Annotated in this window: 17 protein-coding genes, 2 tRNA genes, 1 rRNA gene and 2 pseudogenes; all 22 read right to left on the bottom strand. The window is 46.0% G+C overall.

Annotation, left to right across the window (positions count from 1 at the left end; all coding sequences use genetic code 11):
• Nucleotides 1-281 precede the first annotated feature (281 nt).
• The 22 genes and pseudogenes from ACTWQL_RS22360 to rrf all read right to left on the bottom strand — a co-directional run bounded on the left by ACTWQL_RS22360 (nucleotide 282) and on the right by rrf (nucleotide 20,219).
• A complete protein-coding gene (locus ACTWQL_RS22360; protein WP_443144585.1) occupies nucleotides 282-413 on the bottom strand; it encodes a hypothetical protein in 132 nt (43 codons plus the stop codon).
• 116 nt (nucleotides 414-529) lie between these two features.
• Nucleotides 530-724, bottom strand: coding sequence for a hypothetical protein (locus ACTWQL_RS22355; RefSeq protein WP_443144584.1), 195 nt, complete (start codon nucleotides 722-724; stop codon nucleotides 530-532).
• A 397-nt stretch (nucleotides 725-1,121) separates the two neighbouring features.
• Nucleotides 1,122-2,144, bottom strand: coding sequence for a tRNA (adenosine(37)-N6)-threonylcarbamoyltransferase complex transferase subunit TsaD (gene tsaD / locus ACTWQL_RS22350; protein WP_443144583.1), 1,023 nt, complete (start codon nucleotides 2,142-2,144; stop codon nucleotides 1,122-1,124).
• Nucleotides 2,144-2,600 (bottom strand): annotated as a pseudogene (rimI, locus tag ACTWQL_RS22345) (ribosomal protein S18-alanine N-acetyltransferase). Before rimI ends, tsaD begins: the two are co-directional and overlap by 1 nt.
• A gap of 9 nt (nucleotides 2,601-2,609) precedes the next feature.
• The gene (gene tsaB / locus ACTWQL_RS22340; RefSeq protein WP_443144582.1) at nucleotides 2,610-3,302 is read right to left on the bottom strand and encodes a tRNA (adenosine(37)-N6)-threonylcarbamoyltransferase complex dimerization subunit type 1 TsaB; all 693 of its coding nucleotides are present in this window, start codon (nucleotides 3,300-3,302) and stop codon (nucleotides 2,610-2,612) included.
• Entirely contained in the window at nucleotides 3,283-3,753 is a 471-nt protein-coding gene (gene tsaE, locus ACTWQL_RS22335) for a tRNA (adenosine(37)-N6)-threonylcarbamoyltransferase complex ATPase subunit type 1 TsaE (protein WP_443144581.1), read from the bottom strand. Before tsaE ends, tsaB begins: the two co-directional genes overlap by 20 nt.
• 16 nt (nucleotides 3,754-3,769) lie before the next feature.
• On the bottom strand, nucleotides 3,770-4,744 hold the full coding sequence (gene thiL / locus ACTWQL_RS22330; RefSeq protein WP_443144580.1) for a thiamine-phosphate kinase: 975 nt from the start codon (nucleotides 4,742-4,744) through the stop codon (nucleotides 3,770-3,772).
• A gap of 152 nt (nucleotides 4,745-4,896) precedes the next feature.
• Entirely contained in the window at nucleotides 4,897-5,850 is a 954-nt protein-coding gene (ilvA, locus tag ACTWQL_RS22325; RefSeq protein WP_443144616.1) for a threonine ammonia-lyase, read from the bottom strand.
• A gap of 56 nt (nucleotides 5,851-5,906) precedes the next feature.
• Complete coding sequence (gene leuD, locus ACTWQL_RS22320; RefSeq protein ID WP_443144579.1) at nucleotides 5,907-6,494, bottom strand: 3-isopropylmalate dehydratase small subunit; 588 nt, start codon at nucleotides 6,492-6,494, stop codon at nucleotides 5,907-5,909.
• Between the two features lie 14 nt (nucleotides 6,495-6,508).
• Nucleotides 6,509-7,921 carry a 3-isopropylmalate dehydratase large subunit gene (gene leuC / locus ACTWQL_RS22315; protein ID WP_443144578.1) on the bottom strand — a complete coding sequence of 471 codons (1,413 nt, stop codon included), beginning with the start codon at nucleotides 7,919-7,921 and terminating at the stop codon, nucleotides 6,509-6,511.
• A gap of 30 nt (nucleotides 7,922-7,951) precedes the next feature.
• Entirely contained in the window at nucleotides 7,952-9,064 is a 1,113-nt protein-coding gene (leuB, locus tag ACTWQL_RS22310) for a 3-isopropylmalate dehydrogenase (protein WP_443144577.1), read from the bottom strand.
• A gap of 222 nt (nucleotides 9,065-9,286) precedes the next feature.
• Nucleotides 9,287-10,828, bottom strand: coding sequence for a 2-isopropylmalate synthase (locus ACTWQL_RS22305; RefSeq protein WP_443144576.1), 1,542 nt, complete (start codon nucleotides 10,826-10,828; stop codon nucleotides 9,287-9,289).
• Nucleotides 10,815-11,840 carry a ketol-acid reductoisomerase gene (gene ilvC / locus ACTWQL_RS22300; protein WP_443144575.1) on the bottom strand — a complete coding sequence of 342 codons (1,026 nt, stop codon included), beginning with the start codon at nucleotides 11,838-11,840 and terminating at the stop codon, nucleotides 10,815-10,817. The genes ACTWQL_RS22305 and ilvC overlap by 14 nt, the downstream gene beginning before the upstream one ends.
• Nucleotides 11,841-11,859: 19 nt before the next feature.
• A complete protein-coding gene (ilvN, locus tag ACTWQL_RS22295; protein ID WP_221569091.1) occupies nucleotides 11,860-12,384 on the bottom strand; it encodes an acetolactate synthase small subunit in 525 nt (174 codons plus the stop codon).
• Nucleotides 12,381-14,090 carry an acetolactate synthase large subunit gene (ilvB, locus tag ACTWQL_RS22290; RefSeq protein WP_443144574.1) on the bottom strand — a complete coding sequence of 570 codons (1,710 nt, stop codon included), beginning with the start codon at nucleotides 14,088-14,090 and terminating at the stop codon, nucleotides 12,381-12,383. The genes ilvN and ilvB overlap by 4 nt, the downstream gene beginning before the upstream one ends.
• A 534-nt stretch (nucleotides 14,091-14,624) precedes the next feature.
• Nucleotides 14,625-16,291, bottom strand: a pseudogene (gene ilvD / locus ACTWQL_RS22285) (dihydroxy-acid dehydratase).
• Nucleotides 16,292-16,312: 21 nt separating this feature from the next.
• Nucleotides 16,313-17,215 carry a branched-chain-amino-acid transaminase gene (ilvE, locus tag ACTWQL_RS22280; protein ID WP_443144573.1) on the bottom strand — a complete coding sequence of 301 codons (903 nt, stop codon included), beginning with the start codon at nucleotides 17,213-17,215 and terminating at the stop codon, nucleotides 16,313-16,315.
• Between the two features lie 532 nt (nucleotides 17,216-17,747).
• A tRNA-Asp gene (locus ACTWQL_RS22275) sits at nucleotides 17,748-17,823 on the bottom strand.
• 183 nt (nucleotides 17,824-18,006) lie between these two features.
• A tRNA-Met gene (locus tag ACTWQL_RS22270) sits at nucleotides 18,007-18,083 on the bottom strand.
• Entirely contained in the window at nucleotides 18,061-18,186 is a 126-nt protein-coding gene (locus tag ACTWQL_RS22265; RefSeq protein WP_443144572.1) for a hypothetical protein, read from the bottom strand. Before ACTWQL_RS22265 ends, ACTWQL_RS22270 begins: the two co-directional genes overlap by 23 nt.
• A 197-nt stretch (nucleotides 18,187-18,383) precedes the next feature.
• A complete protein-coding gene (locus tag ACTWQL_RS22260; RefSeq protein WP_443144571.1) occupies nucleotides 18,384-19,517 on the bottom strand; it encodes a trans-sulfuration enzyme family protein in 1,134 nt (377 codons plus the stop codon).
• Between the two features lie 586 nt (nucleotides 19,518-20,103).
• Nucleotides 20,104-20,219 (bottom strand): 5S ribosomal RNA (gene rrf, locus ACTWQL_RS22255).
• Between the last annotated feature and the right edge of the window lie 11 nt (nucleotides 20,220-20,230).

The raw sequence follows: 20,230 nt of genomic DNA, 5'->3' as shown, positions 1-20,230 counted from the left end.
ATTTAGACTCTTTTTTTGATTAGTGTGATTTTTTGCGAACCTTATTTTTCTTTATCAGACAAAAACAATCAACATATACACATAATCCACAGAGTTATACACAGATTCAGTAGCAATTCTTCCGTTTTATTGTCGATTTTTCCACAATATCCACACAAAACCCTTAATTTATCCACAAAAAATTATTCACATCCACAAGGGCTTATTTTCTTTTGGTATCAAGCTGTTATCCACATTGTTCACAACTTGTGGATAAGAGTTTTCCACATTGCGTTTCGACGCTATTCGACCATTTCTGATTCTACTGCCTTTTTAAAGGCTTCGGGTTCATCCATTGAAATATAGACCTTTAAAACAGACTTCCTTTTCCCATAAAAACCACTGGCTTGTTGGGGTTTCTTCAACTCGATCACATACTGAGGGGGCTCATCGAAAAATTGGGGAAGGATGGCTAAAAAGGCATTCTTCTCGTTTTTGATTTCTTGAGATTCACCTTCAAAATTATTGATGGATAATACATTTTGTCGATTTATGGTGATTGATCGAGTATTCCAATTTGGATGTGGATGCTGTCCTTATCCACAACAATTGGGGATAATCGCATCGCCTGATAATCAGCGACTAAAGAAAACTTGGTAAAGCCAAGCCTTTGGCGATGGCAGAACCCGATTTCGATGATTGTCACGATCGCGAAATCAGCTGAAAAACGGGAGGAATCTTGCATTTAATCCTCAATCCAACAAAATTCCTCAGCTTCAAAAAGACATTGTTCGGGTGGAAAGCGACTATAGTCCGCTTTCCTTTTTCGACATTGTAGTAATCAGACTGAAAAAAATGAGCGTGGTCTTGGCTAATCTCCCGCGTACAAAAAAACAACCTGAATAAAGAAAAAGCTTCTCAATTCAGGTCTTTTCGTTCAATTTAATGGTAAATACTCACCAAAGTGTGAGTTTTATCAAATTTCAGTTGAAAAATAACGCTCTACCACCAAGCTGCCGAGAAAGTAACTACAAAAATCCAGGGTAGAACTACACAAATTTAGAATTGACTACAAAAATAAGTTTTTATCTACAATTCCGAGAAATTAACTGCAAAAACGCCGGAACCCACGCCGGGCACACTTAAAATACTTCCAGCTCCAATCCCGGGTTACCATTGAGCTTCATATCGGCGCGTTTTCCTTTTTGGTACTCGATCGAACCTGCTGCGGCAATCATCGCCGCATTATCGGTACATAACCATAACGGCGGGATCGACAACCGGATCCCTGCCTCAGCAAACCGCCCAGTCAGCCGTTCCCGCAAGCCTCTATTCGCTGCTACTCCACCTGCTACTACAACCTGCTTCACGCCATACTCCTTAGCAGCCCGAAAAGTCTTCTCGACAAGGACGTCGATGACACTCTCCTGGAAGCTTGCGGCAAGATCATTCGGGTTGATCTCTTCCCCGCGTTGCGAAGCATTGTGAAGGGTGTTGATCACCGCTGATTTCAGACCGCTGAAGCTGAAGTCGAACGAATCGGCTTCGAGCCAAGCCCTCGGAAGATCGATGACCGTCGTGCCTTCTGCCGCCATTTTATCAATATGCGGACCACCCGGATATGGAAGCTTCAACGTACGAGCAACCTTGTCATAAGCCTCACCGGCTGCGTCATCACGGGTTTCCCCGATAATTTCATAGGATCCATGCTCCTGCATCAAAATCAACTCAGTGTGACCGCCCGAAACCACCAGCGCAAGCAAAGGGAACTCTTCCATTGGTTTCTGCAAGCGGTTCGCGTAGATATGTCCAGCAATATGATGGACCGATACTAGCGGTATGCTATGCGCTAAAGCGAGTGCTTTCGCTGAATTGACCCCGATCAACAATGCACCGACCAAGCCAGGGCCTTCCGTTACAGCGATTGCAGACAAATCCTCAAAACCGACGCCCGCTTCTTTCATCGCTTCTTCGATGACAATTGTGATCTGTTCAACATGGTGGCGGGACGCAATTTCCGGTACTACACCACCAAACCGTTTATGGCTTTCAATTTGAGAGGCGACGACGTTCGAAAGCAGCTCCGTACCGTTTTTTACAATGGCCGCTGCTGTCTCGTCACAGCTTGTTTCAATTCCTAATATGATTTCATCTTTTTCCTGCATTATAAATTCACCCACATTACTAACGCGTCTTCTCCATTATCCGTGTAATAGTTTTTCCGGATACCACCGTTTTCGAATCCGTATTTACGATAGAGCCGTTGCGCGACCACATTGCTTAACCGGACTTCGAGTGTCATCGTCTTGGCACCCATCGTACGAGCTTGTTCCATCGCTTTTTTCATCAGGACATCACCGTATTTCTTCCCTCTGAATTCAGGAATGATCGCGATATTCGTGATATGCGCTTCATCGATGATGATCCAGATCCCACAATAGCCGATCGGCCGTTCATCCACCTCGAGGATCAGATAGGTGGCGAACTGATTGTTTACGACCTCATTGTAAAATGCATCCTTGCTCCCGAATCCATGGATTCGGAAAAGAGGATTTTTCTATTTTCATCACGTCTTCGAGGTCATCTAATGTCATGACGCGAAAAGTCAGATTTTCAACCATTTCAGGCACCTACTTTTTTTGGTTCGCAAGCCACTTGGCTTCTGCTTCAGCTAATCGCAAATAGCTTGGAGTGAAGGTGTGAGGATCCTCTCCTTCTCGCTCCACGCCAAGTGCTGCAAGCTCTGAAGCACGAGGATTATGATCGGCTGCTTGTCCGAATACAGCTCTCTCCCCGAACCGTTCTTCAATTTTCTCCTGATGGAGCGGAAGGTCATTCCCTAAAAACAACACCTTCTCAGATCCTTCCTCCAACAGCTCGAGCCACTCGGTCAGCTGGATGATTCGCTCTTCCTGCAAAAGCTGGAAACGTCCATCCGATACCCCATAAAGACCGGTATAAATCTGCCCTCTCCTGCCGTCGAACAAAGGGCACACCAATCCATCAAAATACTTCCCGTTCTGGGCTAGGACCCCAAGGCTTGATACACCAGTAACCGGAATGCCGAGCGACCATGCCATCGTTTTTGCCACAGAAACGCCGATCCGGACACCTGTGAAAGATCCAGGACCTTTTGCTACAATGATGCGGTCGAGTTCCTTCGGTGTCATATCGACTTCTTTGAGAAGACTGTCGATCGCCGGCATCAAACGCACAGAATGGTTCTTTTTCATATTCGTCGTCAGTTCTCCGACGATTTTGCCATCGGATATCACAGAAACACCCATGACAAGGTTGGATGTATCAATCGCTAATGCTTTCATTCCTAAACTCCTCACATACGCTGTTCGAACGTTCTCCTGTCGGTTCGATCGTCAATTCACGCTCATTATCACTTAGACGGCGGATCGTGATTGCGAGCCGATCATCCGGTAAAAAATCTTCGATGAGATGAGCCCACTCAACGACCGTTACGCCCTCTCCTTCGAAATACTCATCGAAACCCAGGTCTTCATCGCTGTCTTCCAAGCGATAGACGTCCATGTGATATAAGGGAAGGCGTCCTTTATATTCACGGATGATCGTGAACGTCGGGCTTTTCACAACCCTTTTGATATGTAACCCTTTCGCAAGTCCTTTCGTAAACGTCGTTTTCCCTGCTCCGAGGTCACCCTCTAAAGTGATGACATCGCCTGGCTTCAAGTATTCCGCCAGCTGCGCTCCGAACTGTATCGTTTCTTCTGGACTTGTCAGTTTGATTTGTAATGTATCCATTTCTATCACCTGGTTCTCATTGACTAAAATGATTATAACCTTTTTTGGAAATCGGAATCAGATCGTTGCCTTTCAGAAGGATGACACCTGTGTTCCCTTCCACTACTTCGCCGATTTCATGGAGCGGTTGTCCATTTTCACTGAAAAGCTTTGCTAGAGCAGGCCAGTCATCACGCGGCACAGAGCCGACTAATTGAAAGTCTTCTCCTCCATAAAGCATCCAGTCCAACACTTGTTCAGCTTTAAAGTGATTGTATTCATCAACTGAAGGAAGCTGATCATATCGAAGCTGGATGCTGACCTGGCTGGCTTCCGCAATTTCATGCGATTCACTGGCTAGTCCGTCACTAATATCGTTTAACGCAATTTTAAACCCACTCTCAGCGAGAAGCAACCCCGCCCCTACTTGCGGCTCTGGCAGCTGATGGGCATCGATCAGTCTTTTGAAATCATTGGAAACCTGATCGTTCAACAGAAGCTCAAGTCCTGCAGCCGATAAACCGACTGGACCTGTCAAAAATACAGTATCACCTTGCTGGGCATTTCTCCGTAACAGCTTTCGCCCCTTTTGGACCCGGCCCTGAGCGGTTACTGAAATCACGAGAGGACCTGATGTAGAGACCGTATCGCCGCCGATAAGATCAACGTTGTATTTGTCAGCGAGTGCTTCCATTCCCTTGTAGATCTCTTGAAGCTCTTCCTCTGTCCATTCCTGAGGAATCGCGATCGATACGAGGTAAAACTTCGGTGCGCCACCCATGGCAGCGACATCACTGATGTTTACAGCTAAAGCTTTGTACCCGATTTGATAAGGACCCATCGTTTTTCGGCTGAAATGGATGTTTTCGACCATCGTATCCACACATAAAATATCATCGAACTCTGTTTCCGCGCGGATGAGTGCTGCGTCATCCCCAATCCCTTCGATCATTGTCGGCTGATGATTCTTTTTTGGTGTGATGCTCTCGATCCATTCGAATTCATCCTTCATCGGATACAACCCCTTTTGGTTCTCTATCTATTTTCCATTATAGTCTATTGTGCCAAAGAAAAACCTTAGGCATTTTCTCCTAAGGTTTTTCTAACATTTACACTCTTTATTTTATCCTACTTCTAATGAAAATCCCACTCAATCATTCGAGTTCAAGACATTGAGGTCAGCGGTTTCTCATCCAGAAATCGATGACTTAATTTCCTATAATGTTCGATTTTACTGAGATCGACATTCCCTCCACTAACGATACAGCCGACCTTATTCCGTTGACCATCAATCTTGTTGCATAGAAGAGAGGCAACAGCTGCTGCACCTGCTCCTTCAACTAGCGTCTTTTCCCTTTCGAGCATGAACATGATGGCATAAGCGATTTCTTCATCACTGACCGTCACCATTTCATCGACGAATTGTTCAATGACCGGATAGGTGCGCTTCCCAGGTTTTTTCACGACGATTCCATCCGCGATGCTTTTCGCCTGGTTCATGTATCCCGTGTTCTTCCCTGTGAACTGATTGTACGTTGCCGGGGCTCCCTGTGATTGTACCCCGATCACCTTCAACTGTGGATGAAAGGTCTTAGCCGCTACAGCTATGCCTGAAATTAAGCCGCCACCTCCGACTGGTACAACGATTGCATCCAAATCCGGACATTGCTGCATCATTTCTAATGCGATTGTTCCCTGTCCGGCCATCACTTTCACATCATCAAAGGCATGGACGAAGGTAGATCCATTCGCAAGCATATCTTCACTCGCAGCTGTAAAAGCTTCCTGATACGTCTCACCTGTCAGCTTGATCTCAGCACCATACGATTTCGTCGCTTCTACTTTAGCGAGGGGCGTTTTTTTCGGCATGAAGATTTTAGCTGAAATCCCTCTTTCTGAAGCTGCAAGCGCAACCCCTTGTGCATGGTTGCCTGCTGAAGCACAAACGATTCCATGTGAAGCCTCTTCCTCTGTCAATGAACAGATTTTATTCAAGGCTCCACGCAATTTGAAAGAGCCGGTCCGTTGCTGATTCTCCATTTTCAAAAAGACTTGACGGCCTGTTAGACGGTTAATGGTTTTCGACTGTTTCAAAGGTGTCCTGTGGACGTCATGCATCAAATTTTCTACTGCTTTTACGATCTCAGTTCCATTTAAGAAATTCCCAACACACTTCACTCCTGTCTTGATTTTTCATATTGTTCGATCTGATCCACATAGGTGAGGGTGATCGATATTTCATCCCATCCGTTCAACAGCATCTGCTTCCAGTAAGGATCGATGTCAAATGATGATTCGAATCCTTCTGCATCACGGACGGATTGTTCCTCTAGATTTACGGTTAACGTATAATCCGATTGCAATCCTTTATCGAGCAACCTCTTGACTTCCTGATCGCTCAATCTGATCGGCAACATCCCGTTCTTCAAACAATTGTTGTAAAAAATGTCTGCAAAGCTCGGTGCAATGACCACATCAAAACCGAAGTCTTGCAGAGCCCATGGCGCATGCTCTCTTGATGAACCGCAGCCGAAGTTCTCGCCCCCGACCAGTACCGAGGCTTCAGCATATTTCCCATCATCCAAGTGGAAATCACTGCGCAACGATCCATCGTCGTCATATCGCCAATGATAGAAAAGGAACTTGCCAAACCCCTGGCGGTCGATCTTTTTCAGGAATTGCTTGGGGATGATCTGGTCAGTATCAACATTGTCCCTGTTTAACGGAAAAACCTTCCCGCTGATTTCACGGATTCCTTTCATGATTCTCACTTCCTCTAGTGTACTACTGACATCATTTCACGGACATCTGTAAAACGGCCTTCGATCGCAGCTGCCGCAGCCATTGCCGGACTGACAAGATGTGTTCTTGCGCCATTCCCTTGCCGCCCTTCAAAGTTACGGTTCGACGTCGACGCACATCGTTTTCCTGGCGGAACGATGTCATCATTCATGGCGAGACACATGCTGCAGCCGGACTCGCGCCATTCAAAACCGGCATCCTGGAAAATTTCGTGCAAACCTTCTTGCTCTGCCTGGTTTTTGACTGATTGTGAACCCGGAACGACAAGAGCTGTGACACTCCTTTTGACCTTCCGTCCTTTCACAACCTCGGCGGCTGCCCGAAGGTCACTCAACCGTGAATTGGTACAGGACCCGATGAAGACGAAATCGATCGAAACTTCATCGATTTTCGTTCCACCTATAAGATCCATATAGGTAAGGGCTCTTTGCACGGCATCCTGATCTGATTTCCTGTCGTACTGATCTGGTGAAGGCACTAAATCGCTAATGCCGATACCCATCGAAGGATTCGTCCCCCAGGTCACTTGAGGCTCGATTTCAGCTCCATCAATTTGAAGGGTTTTGTCATAGCTTGCGCCTTCATCTGTTGCGAATGATTTCCATTTCTCAACAGCTGCCATGAACCGGTCTCCATCTGGAACATGGCGCTTTCCTTCCAAATAATCGAATGTAACCTTATCCGGGCTGATGATTCCGGCTTTAGCACCTGCTTCGATCGACATGTTGCAGACTGTCATCCTCTCTTCCATCGAGAGATTTCGAATTGCTTCTCCTGTGAATTCGATGACATGCCCTGCTCCTACACCGACCCCGAATTTTGCAATGATCCCGAGAATCAGATCCTTGGCTGTGACCCCGAAACCGAGTTTTCCTGTGATTTCGATCTGCAGCGTTTTCGGTCTGGCTTGCCACAGTGTCTGGGTAGCGAGGACATGTTCGACCTCACTCGTCCCGATCCCGAATGCCAGAGCTCCGAATGCACCGTGCGTGGAGGTATGGCTGTCTCCACACACGATCGTTTTACCGGGTTGCGTCAGACCAAGTTCTGGTCCGATGACATGGACGATTCCTTGATCCGGATGATGGATATCTGCAAGCTCGATCCCGAATTCCTTACAATTTTCCTCGAGCCTGGTCATCTGGGTTTTTGCCACTTCGTCCTTGATCACTGTCCGATTGATCGTCGGAACATTATGATCCATCGTGGCGAAAGTCAGATCAGGACGCCTCATTGATCGACCTTTAAGTCTCAGTCCTTCAAAGGCTTGTGGAGACGTCACTTCATGAACCAGGTGGAGATCGATGTAAAGGAGATCGGGCTTGCCGCTTTCCTTATAGACAATATGTTCATCCCACAACTTTTCAATGATATTTTTTGGTTTCACTTCAATTTCCTCCACTGAACAGTGTCATTCTTACAAATATGCCGCTAGGATACCTGACATTGCATAATTCGGCTTCATTTGTTCGACGACTAAGTCGATCATTTCTTTCGTTCTCGAAACAGGAACGATTGCATTGCCTGCCAAGTCGGCGGTACGTGCCCCGGTACGAAGGACTTCCTCAACGGCAGCTTCGACCATATCTGCCTCTTCCGTCATCCCGAAAGAGTGGCGCAGCATCATCGCAACGGATAAAACCATTCCGAGTGGATTCGCCTGGCCTTTACCGGCAATGTCCGGTGCTGAACCGTGGACAGGCTCATAGAGTCCGAAATCGTCTTCTCGTAAACTAGCGGATGGAAGCATTCCTAGAGAACCGGTCAACATGGAGGCTTCATCACTAAGGATGTCTCCGAACATGTTCTCCGTCACCATCACATCGAATTGGTTCGGTTGATAGATGAGTTTCATAGCTGCTACGTCTACAAGAAGATGCTCGACTTCCACATCCGGATATTCCGGTGCGAGCTCATCGACGACCTCTCTCCACATCCTGCTTGATTCCAACACATTCGCTTTATCAACGGAAGTTAGCTTCTTCCGACGTTTGGAGGCAAGTTCGAATGCTTTGCGGACGACCTTCTCGATCTCCTTCTTCTCGTATTGGAGCGTATCTACAGCAATCTCCTGATTCTTTCCTCTTCGTTCTCTCGGTTCACCGAAATAAAGGCCGCCGGTCAATTCCCTTACGATGATGAAATCGACACCCTGGACGACACTCCGTTTAAGTGGTGAAGCGTCGACGAGAGCTTCAAATGTTTTAATTGGACGAAGGTTCCCGAACAGCCCGAGCTCTTTGCGGATTCCTAGTAAACCTTTCTCTGGGCGGATTTCTACAGGTACATCGTTCCATTTCGGTCCGCCTACTGCACCGAGTAAGACGGCATCGCTTTGTTTACAGGCTTCAAGCGTTTCCTTAGGGAGAGGAGTGCCATGATGATCAATGGCAACACCACCAATATCTGCTTGAACAACCTTGAATTGATGTCCATAGTGGTCTTCGACAGCTTTTAACACTTCAAGGGCCCCATTCATGACTTCTTGCCCGATTCCATCACCTGGTAGTACTGCCACTTGCTTTTTCATCATAATCCCTCCATTTTTTCAAAGTTTAGTTGTATTGCTGAATTGACATAAGTTTAGTGGACACCAGAGACCTTATTTGCCTCAAATGAGCGTAAAACAACTGCTTTTGTCACAGATAAGGTCCCTCATGTCCGTTAATATTTTAAATCACACCTTTTTGCCGAAGATAGGGTCTCTCATGTCCGTTAATTTCCAATAGGTCTGATCTTTAGCTATTTTTACTTACACAGACGCTTTTTTCTTTTCGCGTTGGTGTACGTTTCGAACCCTGTTGACTGCATCCAGGTATGCTCTGGCGGATGCTTCGAGTACGTCCTGGGCAGTTCCCCGTCCGCTTGATTGGACGTCATTGTATTTGACTTGTACATAAACCTCTGCCAGTGCATCTCGTCCCCCGCCGACTGAGTGGATCTTGTAGTCGAGCAGAACGACCGAATCTTCAACGAGCTTCTCGATCGTGTTATAGATTGCTTCGACACTGCCGAAGCCTGTCGCCGCTTCCTGAGTATACGTTCCATCCGGCTTCACGACTGCAATCGTCGCGGTTGGAATGTTATCCATTCCGTATTGCACTTGCAAGCTCTTCAAGTCGTAAGTTGGCACGCCTTCCGCTTCGGTCTGCTTCTCCATAAGGAGAGCGAAGATATCATCGTCGGATACTTCTTTCTTCTTGTCAGCAAGATCCTTGAACATCTGGAACGCTTCGTTCAGCTTCTGATCCGTCAATTCGAAGCCCATGTCCTTCACTTTGTTCTTGAATGCATGACGTCCAGAATGCTTCCCTAACACAAGGCGGTTGGTCTGTACGCCAATTAACTCTGGACTGATGATTTCGTAGGTCGTCTTCTCCTTCAACATACCGTCCTGATGGATTCCGGATTCATGAGCAAATGCGTTGTTTCCAACAACCGCTTTGTTTCCGGGTACATTCATTCCGGTAAGCTTGCTGACAAGGTTGCTCGTACGTTTCAATTCATCGAGCTTCAATCCTGTCTTCGCCCTGTAAAAATCGTCCCGGATATGAAGTGCAACAGCGATTTCTTCAAGACCTGTGTTTCCGGCCCTTTCACCGATTGCATTGATCGTTCCTTCGACCTGATCCGCTCCATTTTCAATCGCGGCTAGTGTATTGGCTGTAGCCATCCCGAGATCATTGTGGCAGTGTGCTGAAAGTTTTACCTTATCGACGTTCGGTACGTTCTCCTTGATGAACCGGAACAGTCCGCCGTATTCTTCAGGCGTCATGTAGCCGACTGTATCAGGAAGGTTGATGACCGTCGCACCTGCATTGATGACCTCCGTAATGATCTTTACGAGAAAGTGTTTGTCTGAACGGCACGCATCTTCCGCTGACCATTGGACATGTGGAAAATTCTTTTTCGCATAACTGACAGCCTCGACCGCTTTTTCAAGCACCTGATCTGTCGTCATTTTCAGCTTGTAGGTCATGTGGATCGGTGATGTTGCAAGAAACACATGGAGTCTTGGTTCAGCCGATCCCTTCAACGCCTCCCAAGCTGCGTCGATGTCTTTGCGGTTCGCGCGGGCAAGCCCCGTCACCGAACTGTTTTTCACAGATTCCGCAATCCGTTTGACTGATTGCAGATCCCCTTTGGACGCTGCCGGAAAGCCGGCTTCAATGATATCGACGCCCAAACGTTCTAATTGATGAGCGATTTCAAGCTTCTCAAGATGGTTTAGATTGACGCCAGCTGATTGTTCACCGTCTCTCAGGGTTGTGTCAAAGACATCAATTTTGGCCACTGCCGACCACTTCCTTTTCTTTTTCTTTTTTGATGAACGGCATCAGCTCTCGTAATCTCCTTCCTACTACTTCGATCTGATGGTTCTTCTCCCGCTCATTCGTAGCGTTATAGACAGGACGGTTCAATTGGTTCTCAAGAATCCAGCCCTTGGCGAATTCCCCAGATTGGATATCTTCCAATACGTCTTTCATCCTTGCTTTCGTTTCTTCGTTCACGACTCGTGGACCTGATACGAAATCACCCCATTGTGCCGTATCCGATACCGAATACCTCATTCCTTCGATTCCATCCTCATACATGAGATCGACGATCAGTTTCAGCTCGTGGAGACACTCGAAGTAAGCGACTTCTGGCTGGTAACCAGCTTCTGTTAACGTTTCGAAGCCTGCCTTTACGAGAGAAGTGAGTCCTCCGCAAAGGACAGCCTGTTCACCGAATAGATCGGTTTCCGTTTCCTCCTTGAAGGTCGTTTCTAAAATTCCAGCTCGACCGGCACCGATGCCTTTCGCGTAAGCCAACGCAAGGTTCGCCGCTTCACCAGTCACGTTCTGTTGGACACCGAAAAGTGCAGGGACCCCAGCGCCGCTTTCAAATGTTCTTCTCACCAGATGTCCTGGTCCTTTAGGTGCTACAAGGAAAACATCAACATCTTCCGGAGGGACCACCTGATTGAAATGGACGTTGAAGCCGTGCGCGAAAGCCAATGCTTTCCCTGGTGTCAATACAGGCTTGATTTCGTTCTTATAGACGGTAGGCTGCCATTCATCTGGAAGCAGTACCATGACGACGTCCGCTTCTTCACTCGCTTCCCGTACAGATTTTACAGCAAATCCGTCTTTTTCTGCCTGATCCCATGACTTCCCTGGCCGAAGCCCGACAACAACGTCATAGCCACTCTCGCGTAAGTTCTGGGCGTGTGCGTGACCCTGGGAACCATAACCGACAACAGCGACTTTCCTCCCTTTCAATACATCGTTCGTTACATCATCGTTATAATATACTTTGACCATTTTTCATCATCCTTTCAGGTTATTTTAAAAGTGTATATTGCTTAAGGTCAGTGACTGATTTCTGAAATCCTCTTGTGAATGCTGTGATTCCGGTTCGTGCAAGCTCCTTGATTCCGTATGGTCTTAACAGCTCGATGATCGCTTCGATCTTTTCCGTATCACCAGTCACCTGGACAGTGAGTGTATCCCGGGACATATCGATGATCAAAGCCCTGAACGGCTCGACGATACCGCTGATTTCCGCTCGGGTCTGCCCATTCACGAGCACCTTGATGAGTGCAAGTTCCCTGGCTACAATCGCCTGATTGGTGATGTCGGATACCTTGAGGACATCGATCTGCTTATTCAGCTGTTTCAAGAGCTGTTCGATTTGCCGATCATCCTCGACATTGACCACGAATGTCATTTTCGAGATTCCTTCTGTTTCGGTATGACCGACTGTAATACTCTCAATGTTGAAGTGACGTTTCGTAAAAAGTCCTGTCACTCGATTCAAAACACCACTCTGGTTGATGACTGTTGCTGTTACGATTCTCCTTTTCATGGTTTCACCCCGATCATTTCGTGGAGCCCTGTTCCTGGTGCTACCATCGGATAAACGTTTTCTACCGGGCAAACACGGCAATCTATCAATGCCGGTTCATCGTCAGCCAATACTTCAGTAAGCAATGCCTTTGCCTCTTCCTCTGTTTCGACCTTGAACCCTCTCACGCCATATGAGTCAGCCAGTTTGACAAAGTCAGGTTGCAGGCTGAAGACAGATTGTGAATACCGTTGTTCGTAAAAGGATTCCTGCCATTGCCTTACCATTCCGAGAGCCCCATTGTTGACGATAATGATTTTGACCGGGAGATCCAATTCCTTTAAAAGGATGAGCTCCTCTGATGTCATTTGAAAGCCGCCGTCTCCGACAATGCTTACAACCTTTTTATCCGGCTCTGCGATTTGGGCGCCAATTGCTGCCGGGAATCCAAATCCCATCGTTCCAAGTCCTCCGGAAGTGACCCATTTGTGCGGGTCGTTGAAGGTATAATATTGGGCCGCCCACATCTGATGCTGCCCGACATCCGTTGTCACGATCGCCTCTCCGTCTGTCAGCGAGTGGATTTCCGTAATCAGTTTTTGAGGAGAAATCGCATCCTCCAACTCCTGATGCCAGTACGGATATTCTTGTTTGTATTGCCGCAGGTGCTCGACCCATTCCTCACACACCGAACTTGATCCTTGCTCGTCTACAAGCTTCTGCAGTGCCGATTTCGCATCTCCGACGATCGGAATGTGTGTTTTCACGTTTTTCCCTATTTCAGCGGGATCGATATCGATGTGAGCGACTGTAGCATTCGGTGCGAAGGTCTTAAGATCACCAGTCAGCCGATCGTCAAACCGTGCACCGACATTCACGAGCAGATCACATTCGTATAACGCCATGTTTGCGGCATAACATCCATGCATTCCTCCCATTCCAAGAAAAAGCGGATGGTCTGCTGGGAAACCGCCTAATCCAAGCAATGTATGGACGACCGGGATATTTTTCGATTCCGCTACTGATCGTAATTGTTCAGATGCCTTGGCGTGCAATACACCTGCTCCTGCTAAAATCACTGGTTTCTTTGCTGATTCGATTGCTTCATTCAGCTTTTTGATTTGCAAGACATTCGGATTCGTTGTCGGCTGAAATCCCGGAAGATGTACCGCTCCGTCAAAGTTCACATCCGTCGCTGTCGCGGAAACATCCTTCGGAATATCGACAAGTACTGGACCCGGACGACCATGCGTTGCAATATGAAATGCTTCTTTTACAATTCTAGGGAGGTCTTTCAAGTCACGGACCTGGTAATTATGCTTTGTAATCGGCATCGTAATCCCGGTGACATCCGCTTCTTGAAAGGCGTCTGTACCGATGACACCAGATGCCACCTGACCTGTAAAAATGACAAGCGGCAGTGAATCCATCATCGCGTCGGTAATCCCTGTGATCAGATTCGTAGCACCCGGCCCTGATGTTGCCAAAACGACGCCGGGTTTACCTGAAACTCTTGCATAACCTTCAGCCGCGTGAATTGCTCCTTGTTCATGTCGTGCTAGTACATGCCTGATCGGGTTACGATAAAGTGCATCATAGATTGGTAAAACCGCTCCTCCCGGATACCCAAAAACAACTTCGACTTTTTCTTGCTTCAAGGCGTGGATCAGAGTCTCGGCACCAGTCAGCCGCTGCTCTTCAGGTTCTGCCTTCATTTTCACCTTCATTTAATCTCCTCCCTGAATTTTTTTTGCTTAATGGTTGGTTCTTTTGAATTCTCCTCCATTTCCGCTGGCGATCCGTAAGCATCCTCACTTGACATCGATGTACTGGCTTCGACGTTACGTTGCGAGGTCTTGTTTGGCTCGCTTTTCCCGAAGGAATGGCGGGAATTCACCTGAAGAAAGTAGCTCTTGAACATCAACTTTGTATTCATAAAGGCTTTTTCACAAAATGAAAAGCCTTTCCACCCACTACGACAATGTTTCATTTCGTAAAGGATGAAAAGGCTATGATCTGATCCTCTTCATGGTACCACCTTCGTTCATAGCACCCTTACAGATGCTATCTCATGGGGCTGATCCAATTGGTCAGTCCCTTTTTAGTAACAAGTGTTTACTAACACTCGGTCGCACCTACTAAAGTTCAATGCGACACTCAGAGGGGATGTCGTGGATGGGTGTATTACCGGCTTCCACCTGTACCGGCTCTCTGGAAATACGGAATCCATCTACTTTTACCTCGTCGTCGATTTGGTGATATCAAATTTTCATGATTCCGCCTGTACTCGCGGATGTGACTAGTTTGGCATATCGAGCTAAATAACCTTTTTTGATCTTTGGAGGAGGCTGAACGAAATTTTGCCTGCGCTCCTCTAGTTCTTCCTCTGAAATCATCAGGTTGATTGTACGGTTTTGAAGGTCGATGAAGATCGAATCGCCATCTTGTACAAAAGCGATTGGTCCGCCTTCTGCCGCCTCCGGTGAGATGTGTCCGACGGAGATGCCTCTGGAGGCCCCTGAGAACCGGCCATCTGTCATTAAGGCGACTTTCTTATCCAGCCCTCGACCTGCAATTGCTGCAGTTGGTGCTAACATTTCCGGCATCCCTGGCCCGCCTTTCGGACCTTCATATCGGATAACGACTACATCGCCTTCTTGGACTGTTCCGTCATCGATTCCTTGCTGTGCTTCGTCCTGTGAGTCAAAGCATATCGCTTTTCCCATGAATGTCTTGATTGATGGATCGACAGCACCGACTTTGATGACGCCGCCTTCTGGAGCGATATTCCCATTGAGGACTGATAAGCCGCCGACTTTACTATAAGGGTTATCATTCGCCGGATCACTTCGTCATTTTTGATATCATACGGTTTGACCGTTTCATATAACGATTTTCCGGTTACAGTAATTCGATCCCGGTTGACTAATCCATCGATTTCACAAAGCTCTTTGATGATTGCGCTGATTCCTCCAGCATGGTGTACATCATCCATCGTATAATCCGATGCTGGACTAATTTTTGCCAGGTACGGCGTTTTTTCTGCGATTTCATTGATTCGGTTGATGTCATAATCAACCTCTGCTTCATTCGCGATCGCTAAGGTGTGAAGGACGGTATTCGTTGATCCGCCCATCGCCATATCAAGTGCGAATGCATCATCAATCGCATCTTTCGTAATGATGTCTCTTGGTTTGATATCCTTCTTGATCATGTGGATCAGATGATGAGCAGCTTCTTTAATCAGTCGATGACGTTCATCTGATGTAGCGACGATCGTCCCGTTTCCTGGTAACGCCATGCCGACCATCTCCATCATGGAATTCATCGAGTTCGCCGTGAACATTCCTGAACATGAACCGCATGTTGGACAAGCGTTTTGTTCAATATCAAGAAGTTCCTCGGATGTCATTGACCCTGATTGATGGGCACCGACGCCTTCAAAAACGGATACGAGAGATAACGGTTTACCGTCTTTGGAAGTTCCACCTTCCATCGGACCTCCTGATACGAACACAGAAGGTACATTTGTCCTTGCCGCTGCCATCAGCATTCCTGGTGTGATTTTGTCACAGTTAGGAATGAAGAAGACCCCATCAAACCAGTGGGCGTTGATTACGGTTTCGGCTGAATCAGCAATGACTTCCCTGCTTGGTAAGGAATATCGCATTCCGATATGTCCCATCGCGATTCCATCATCCACTCCAATCGTGTTGAATTCGAATGGAATGCCGCCTGCTTCGCGAATCGCGTCTTTCACGACTTGAGCAAAAACATTCAAATGCATATGGCCAGGAATGATATCGATGTAAGAGTTGCAAACACCAATGAATGGTTTTTCTATATCTCTTGTCTTGACGCCCGTAGCACGCAACAGACTCCTGTGCGGTGCACGGTCTATCCCTTTTTTGATCATGTCACTTCGCATTTAATCAACACCAACCTGCAATTATCCTGCTTGAACCTTTTTATCTGAGTACACTTTATATCCATCTTCAGCCACTGTATTTCGAAACGCTTCTAAAAGCTGATTGGTATATTTACCTGGACGTCCATCTCCCACCTGTCTGCCATCGACTTTTACGACGCCGATCACTTCAGCAGCAGTTCCAGTGAGAAATACTTCATCAGCGGTATAAACATCATGACGAGTAAATACTTCTTCCCGCATTTCAAAGCCTAACAGCTGGGCAATTTCGATGATTGCGTTTCTTGTAACACCTTCTAATGCGCCAACATAGCCAGGCGGGGTTTTGATGACATTTCCTTTAACGATGAACACATTATCTGCGGAACCTTCCGCCACATATCCTTGATCATTGAGCATCAATGCTTCGCTCACACCAGCGAGATTCGCTTCGATTTTCACAAGGATGTTGTTCAAGTAATTCAACGATTTCACTTTTGGAGATAATACATCCGCACGGTTCCTTCTGCTTGCTACTGTTGCGATTTCAATACCTGCATCATACAGCTGCCTTGGGAACAAAGCGAGCTGTTCAGCAATGACGATGATCTGAGGATTCCGGCAACTATTTGGATCGAGACCAAGGTTTCCGACTCCTCTTGATACAACGACACGAATATATGCATTACGTAAATCATTCCGACGCAGTGTTTCTGCGATGATTTCCGATAATTCTTCTTTCGTTTTCGGGATGTCGAGCATGATTGATTTCGCCGAATCATATAGGCGATCAACATGTTCTTTCAGGCGAAATATATTGCCGTCATACATTCTAATACCTTCGAACACCCCATCTCCGTATAAAAATCCGTGGTCATACACAGATACAACAGCCTCATTTTTATTAACAAAATGGCCGTTCAGGTAAATCCATTGTTCGCTCATGTCGATCGCTCCTTTCATATCATTTTTTCTTTTAAAATAAATTGGTTGAAGCCCTTTCTGACGGGGCATGAACTTTTGTCAGAAAATTATGTTGATGACAATATTACTCCGATGTTTTCGAGAGGTCAACCTTATTTTTTGATAATTTAGACTAATCAGTTATTTAGTAAACGCTTACATCGTATTAACCACGGGCTTTTTGGAGGTTTAAAATTTTTTTATTGGAAGCGCTTTAAAGATAAAGCGACTCGCGGTATGAAGGGAATCGTTTCCACATTAAAGGTAAATTAAAGAGGAATAGAAGACAGTACAGGGATTCATAATTGATTGGATCAATTGTATTTGTTGAGAGAAAAGTCGGGATTTGAGGAATTTCATTTTAATCCCTTTTGACTATTAAAAGATGGTGGATTTCTTTTGATGAAGATGAAGATTATTATAATCGTTATTTGCAAGCCGGTAAAACAGTAAAAAGGTCCATTGGATTCCGTTTTAAGATATAAAAAAACACGAAACCTTTGTTTCATGTTGATGGCGGACCCGACCGGATTCGAACCGGCGATCTCCTGCGTGACAGGCAGGCATGTTAACCCCTACACCACGGGTCCAAATATGTATTTTTGAATCATTATGTACTTCAGAAATATTAATTGGTTGCACCATACGGGTACTCCCTATGTTCATTGAAAGCACGATAACTCAGCGTAGTGCAATGAACTTAATTTGGTTGCACCACTGGCACCACGATCCAAAACTAACTGAGGTGATTACTCGACGTAGTGAGTTTTAATTGGTTGCGGGGATAGGATTTGAACCTACGACCTTCGGGTTATGAGCCCGACGAGCTACCAGACTGCTCCACCCCGCGACGATAATAGTAATCGGACGATGTTTGTCCTGTTTGTTGTCCTTTCCTCTACTAGCTTTGCTATCGTTGCTAGCTGTGTCAGGACAAGTCGACGTGATTTCATAAGGAGTTATGCTCCTTGCTCCACCCCGCGACAATAATAGTAATCGGACGATGTCTTCGTCTCATTTTTTTGCGTTGTCCCTTTCAACCGGACAATAACTAATATACCACGGTAACCAAACGACTGCAAGTCTTTTTTTAAAACTTTTTGTTAGGGAAGGAAAGTACTGCCAAAAATCAGCAGCACTTTCCGCCATATTAGGATAAAGCCATTCGGAATGCATCCTCTATATCCAGGTAATCCTCAATCCCGACTGAGATTCGAATCAATTGTTTGGTTATCCCTAACCGCTCTTGCTCCGAGGTCGGTATAGCTCGATGTGAAGTCCCGATCGGATACGATACAGTCGTTTCCACTCCTGCCAATGTCGGTACTACACCGATCCAATCAAGCTTCTCAGTAAATTGATTAGGATCGATACCCTCACGTAAAACAATCGATACAATCGCTCCATTCCCTTTTTCAGATGCGTCCGACGGATAATAAACTTTTTCTATACCTTCGTGCTCTGATAAAAAACATGCAAGCTTATTAGCATTGCTCACATGCCTCTCCATACGAAGACTTAAAGTCTTTAGTCCTCGGCATGTCAACCAGCCTTCAAATGGGCTTAGATTGCTCCCGAAATTCGTGACTTTGCTCCTTGCTTTTTCGACAAGAGCAGCATCACCGACAAGTACACCTGCCGAAATATCTGAATGTCCTCCAATATATTTCGTTGCACTATGTGCTACCAGGTTCACTCCTTTTAAATACGGCTGGAGCAAATAAGGTGTTGCAAACGTGTTGTCAATCATCGTGTGGACGCCAGTTTCTTCTGCAATTTTCACGATTAGATCTACATTCTCCACTCGCAAAAATGGATTTGTAATCGTTTCGGAATATAGTAGAACCGTATTGTGCTTCATAGCTGAGCGGATGCTCTCTTCATTTTCAAAAGAAGTGAATGACACATCAATTCCTATAGACGGTAATTCTTTAGCGAGTAACTGATATGTACCACCGTATAAATCTTCACATGCGACGATATGCGATCCTTGTTCAGCTACTGAGAGGATTCCTGCTAAAATTGCTGATATCCCAGAGGAGGTCGCAATCCCATTTGGTGCTCCCTCTAGCTGGGCTACACCTCTCCCCAAGTCATCAGTATTTGGATTATTAACTCTCGAGTACATAAATGGTGATTTACCTTCAAAAAATCCCTCAAGCTCCTCAAGGTTTTTAAACTTGAAAGCTGAGGTTTGATAGATCGGTTGCGCTTTACTTGTTGCTTCTGATTTTAGTCGTTTATGAAAATGTACAGCTTTTGAATCAAAACGGAAATTATCCAATACCATCGCCTCCATCTACAAATAAATATAACACGAACGAAACAACACCGGAAAATCATACACCTTACATGGTATTTTCTCCGAGTTCTTGTAAGTTCATTGTTCTCGGTTTACAGAATCCAAATGAGCCTCTTTCTATACATTAAATTGCCATCTATGCTTTTTGACGGTATGAATAGCCCTCTTACTGTACGTCAAATCACGATTTCTGCACTTTGACGGTACGAATAGACCTCTTGCTGTACGTCAAATCACGTATCTACGCTTTGACGGTACGAATAACGGTATAAGCCCCCCATTTTTTGTACAACCACCTTTCTGAATACATCAAATCCGTTTTTTTCCCTTTTCATGTATTCAGCACGGCTTCCTGAATACATCAAATCTGGTTTTTCTCTTTTTCATGTATTCAGAACAGCTTTCTGAATACATCAAATCTGGTTTTTTTCTTTTTCATGTATTCAGAACGGCTTCCTGAATACAACATACTGGCTTTTTTGTACTTTCATGTACTCAGTACCTTCTTGAGTTTTTCATTTGTTTCTCAAATACAAAAAAGAACAGCTCTGCAGCTGCTCTCTTGATTGCCCGGCGACGTCCTACTCTCACAGGGGGAAGCCCCCAATTACCATTGGCGCTGAAGAGCTTAACTTCCGTGTTCGGCATGGGAACGGGTGTGACCTCTTCGCCATCGTCACCAGACCAAGTTTCAA

Origin of the sequence: Pseudalkalibacillus sp. R45 (assembly GCF_052246725.1) — a bacterium.
Classification (GTDB): domain Bacteria; phylum Bacillota; class Bacilli; order Bacillales; family Fictibacillaceae; genus Pseudalkalibacillus.
The sequence above is the reverse complement of the archived record's forward strand: the minus strand, read 5'-3'. Positions and strand labels throughout refer to the sequence as shown.

Coding starts and splice junctions, on each gene's coding strand:
- ACTWQL_RS22355 (WP_443144584.1), bottom strand. CDS start 724: ATGCAAGATTCCTCCCGTTTTTCAGCTGATTTCGCGATCGTGACAATC.
- tsaD (WP_443144583.1), bottom strand. CDS start 2,144: ATGCAGGAAAAAGATGAAATCATATTAGGAATTGAAACAAGCTGTGAC.
- tsaB (WP_443144582.1), bottom strand. CDS start 3,302: ATGAAAGCATTAGCGATTGATACATCCAACCTTGTCATGGGTGTTTCT.
- tsaE (WP_443144581.1), bottom strand. CDS start 3,753: ATGGATACATTACAAATCAAACTGACAAGTCCAGAAGAAACGATACAG.
- thiL (WP_443144580.1), bottom strand. CDS start 4,744: ATGAAGGATGAATTCGAATGGATCGAGAGCATCACACCAAAAAAGAAT.
- ilvA (WP_443144616.1), bottom strand. CDS start 5,850: ATGCATGACGTCCACAGGACACCTTTGAAACAGTCGAAAACCATTAAC.
- leuD (WP_443144579.1), bottom strand. CDS start 6,494: ATGAAAGGAATCCGTGAAATCAGCGGGAAGGTTTTTCCGTTAAACAGG.
- leuB (WP_443144577.1), bottom strand. CDS start 9,064: ATGAAAAAGCAAGTGGCAGTACTACCAGGTGATGGAATCGGGCAAGAA.
- ilvC (WP_443144575.1), bottom strand. CDS start 11,840: ATGGTCAAAGTATATTATAACGATGATGTAACGAACGATGTATTGAAA.
- ilvN (WP_221569091.1), bottom strand. CDS start 12,384: ATGAAAAGGAGAATCGTAACAGCAACAGTCATCAACCAGAGTGGTGTT.
- ilvB (WP_443144574.1), bottom strand. CDS start 14,090: ATGAAGGTGAAAATGAAGGCAGAACCTGAAGAGCAGCGGCTGACTGGT.
- ilvE (WP_443144573.1), bottom strand. CDS start 17,215: ATGAGCGAACAATGGATTTACCTGAACGGCCATTTTGTTAATAAAAAT.
- ACTWQL_RS22265 (WP_443144572.1), bottom strand. CDS start 18,186: ATGAAATCACGTCGACTTGTCCTGACACAGCTAGCAACGATAGCAAAG.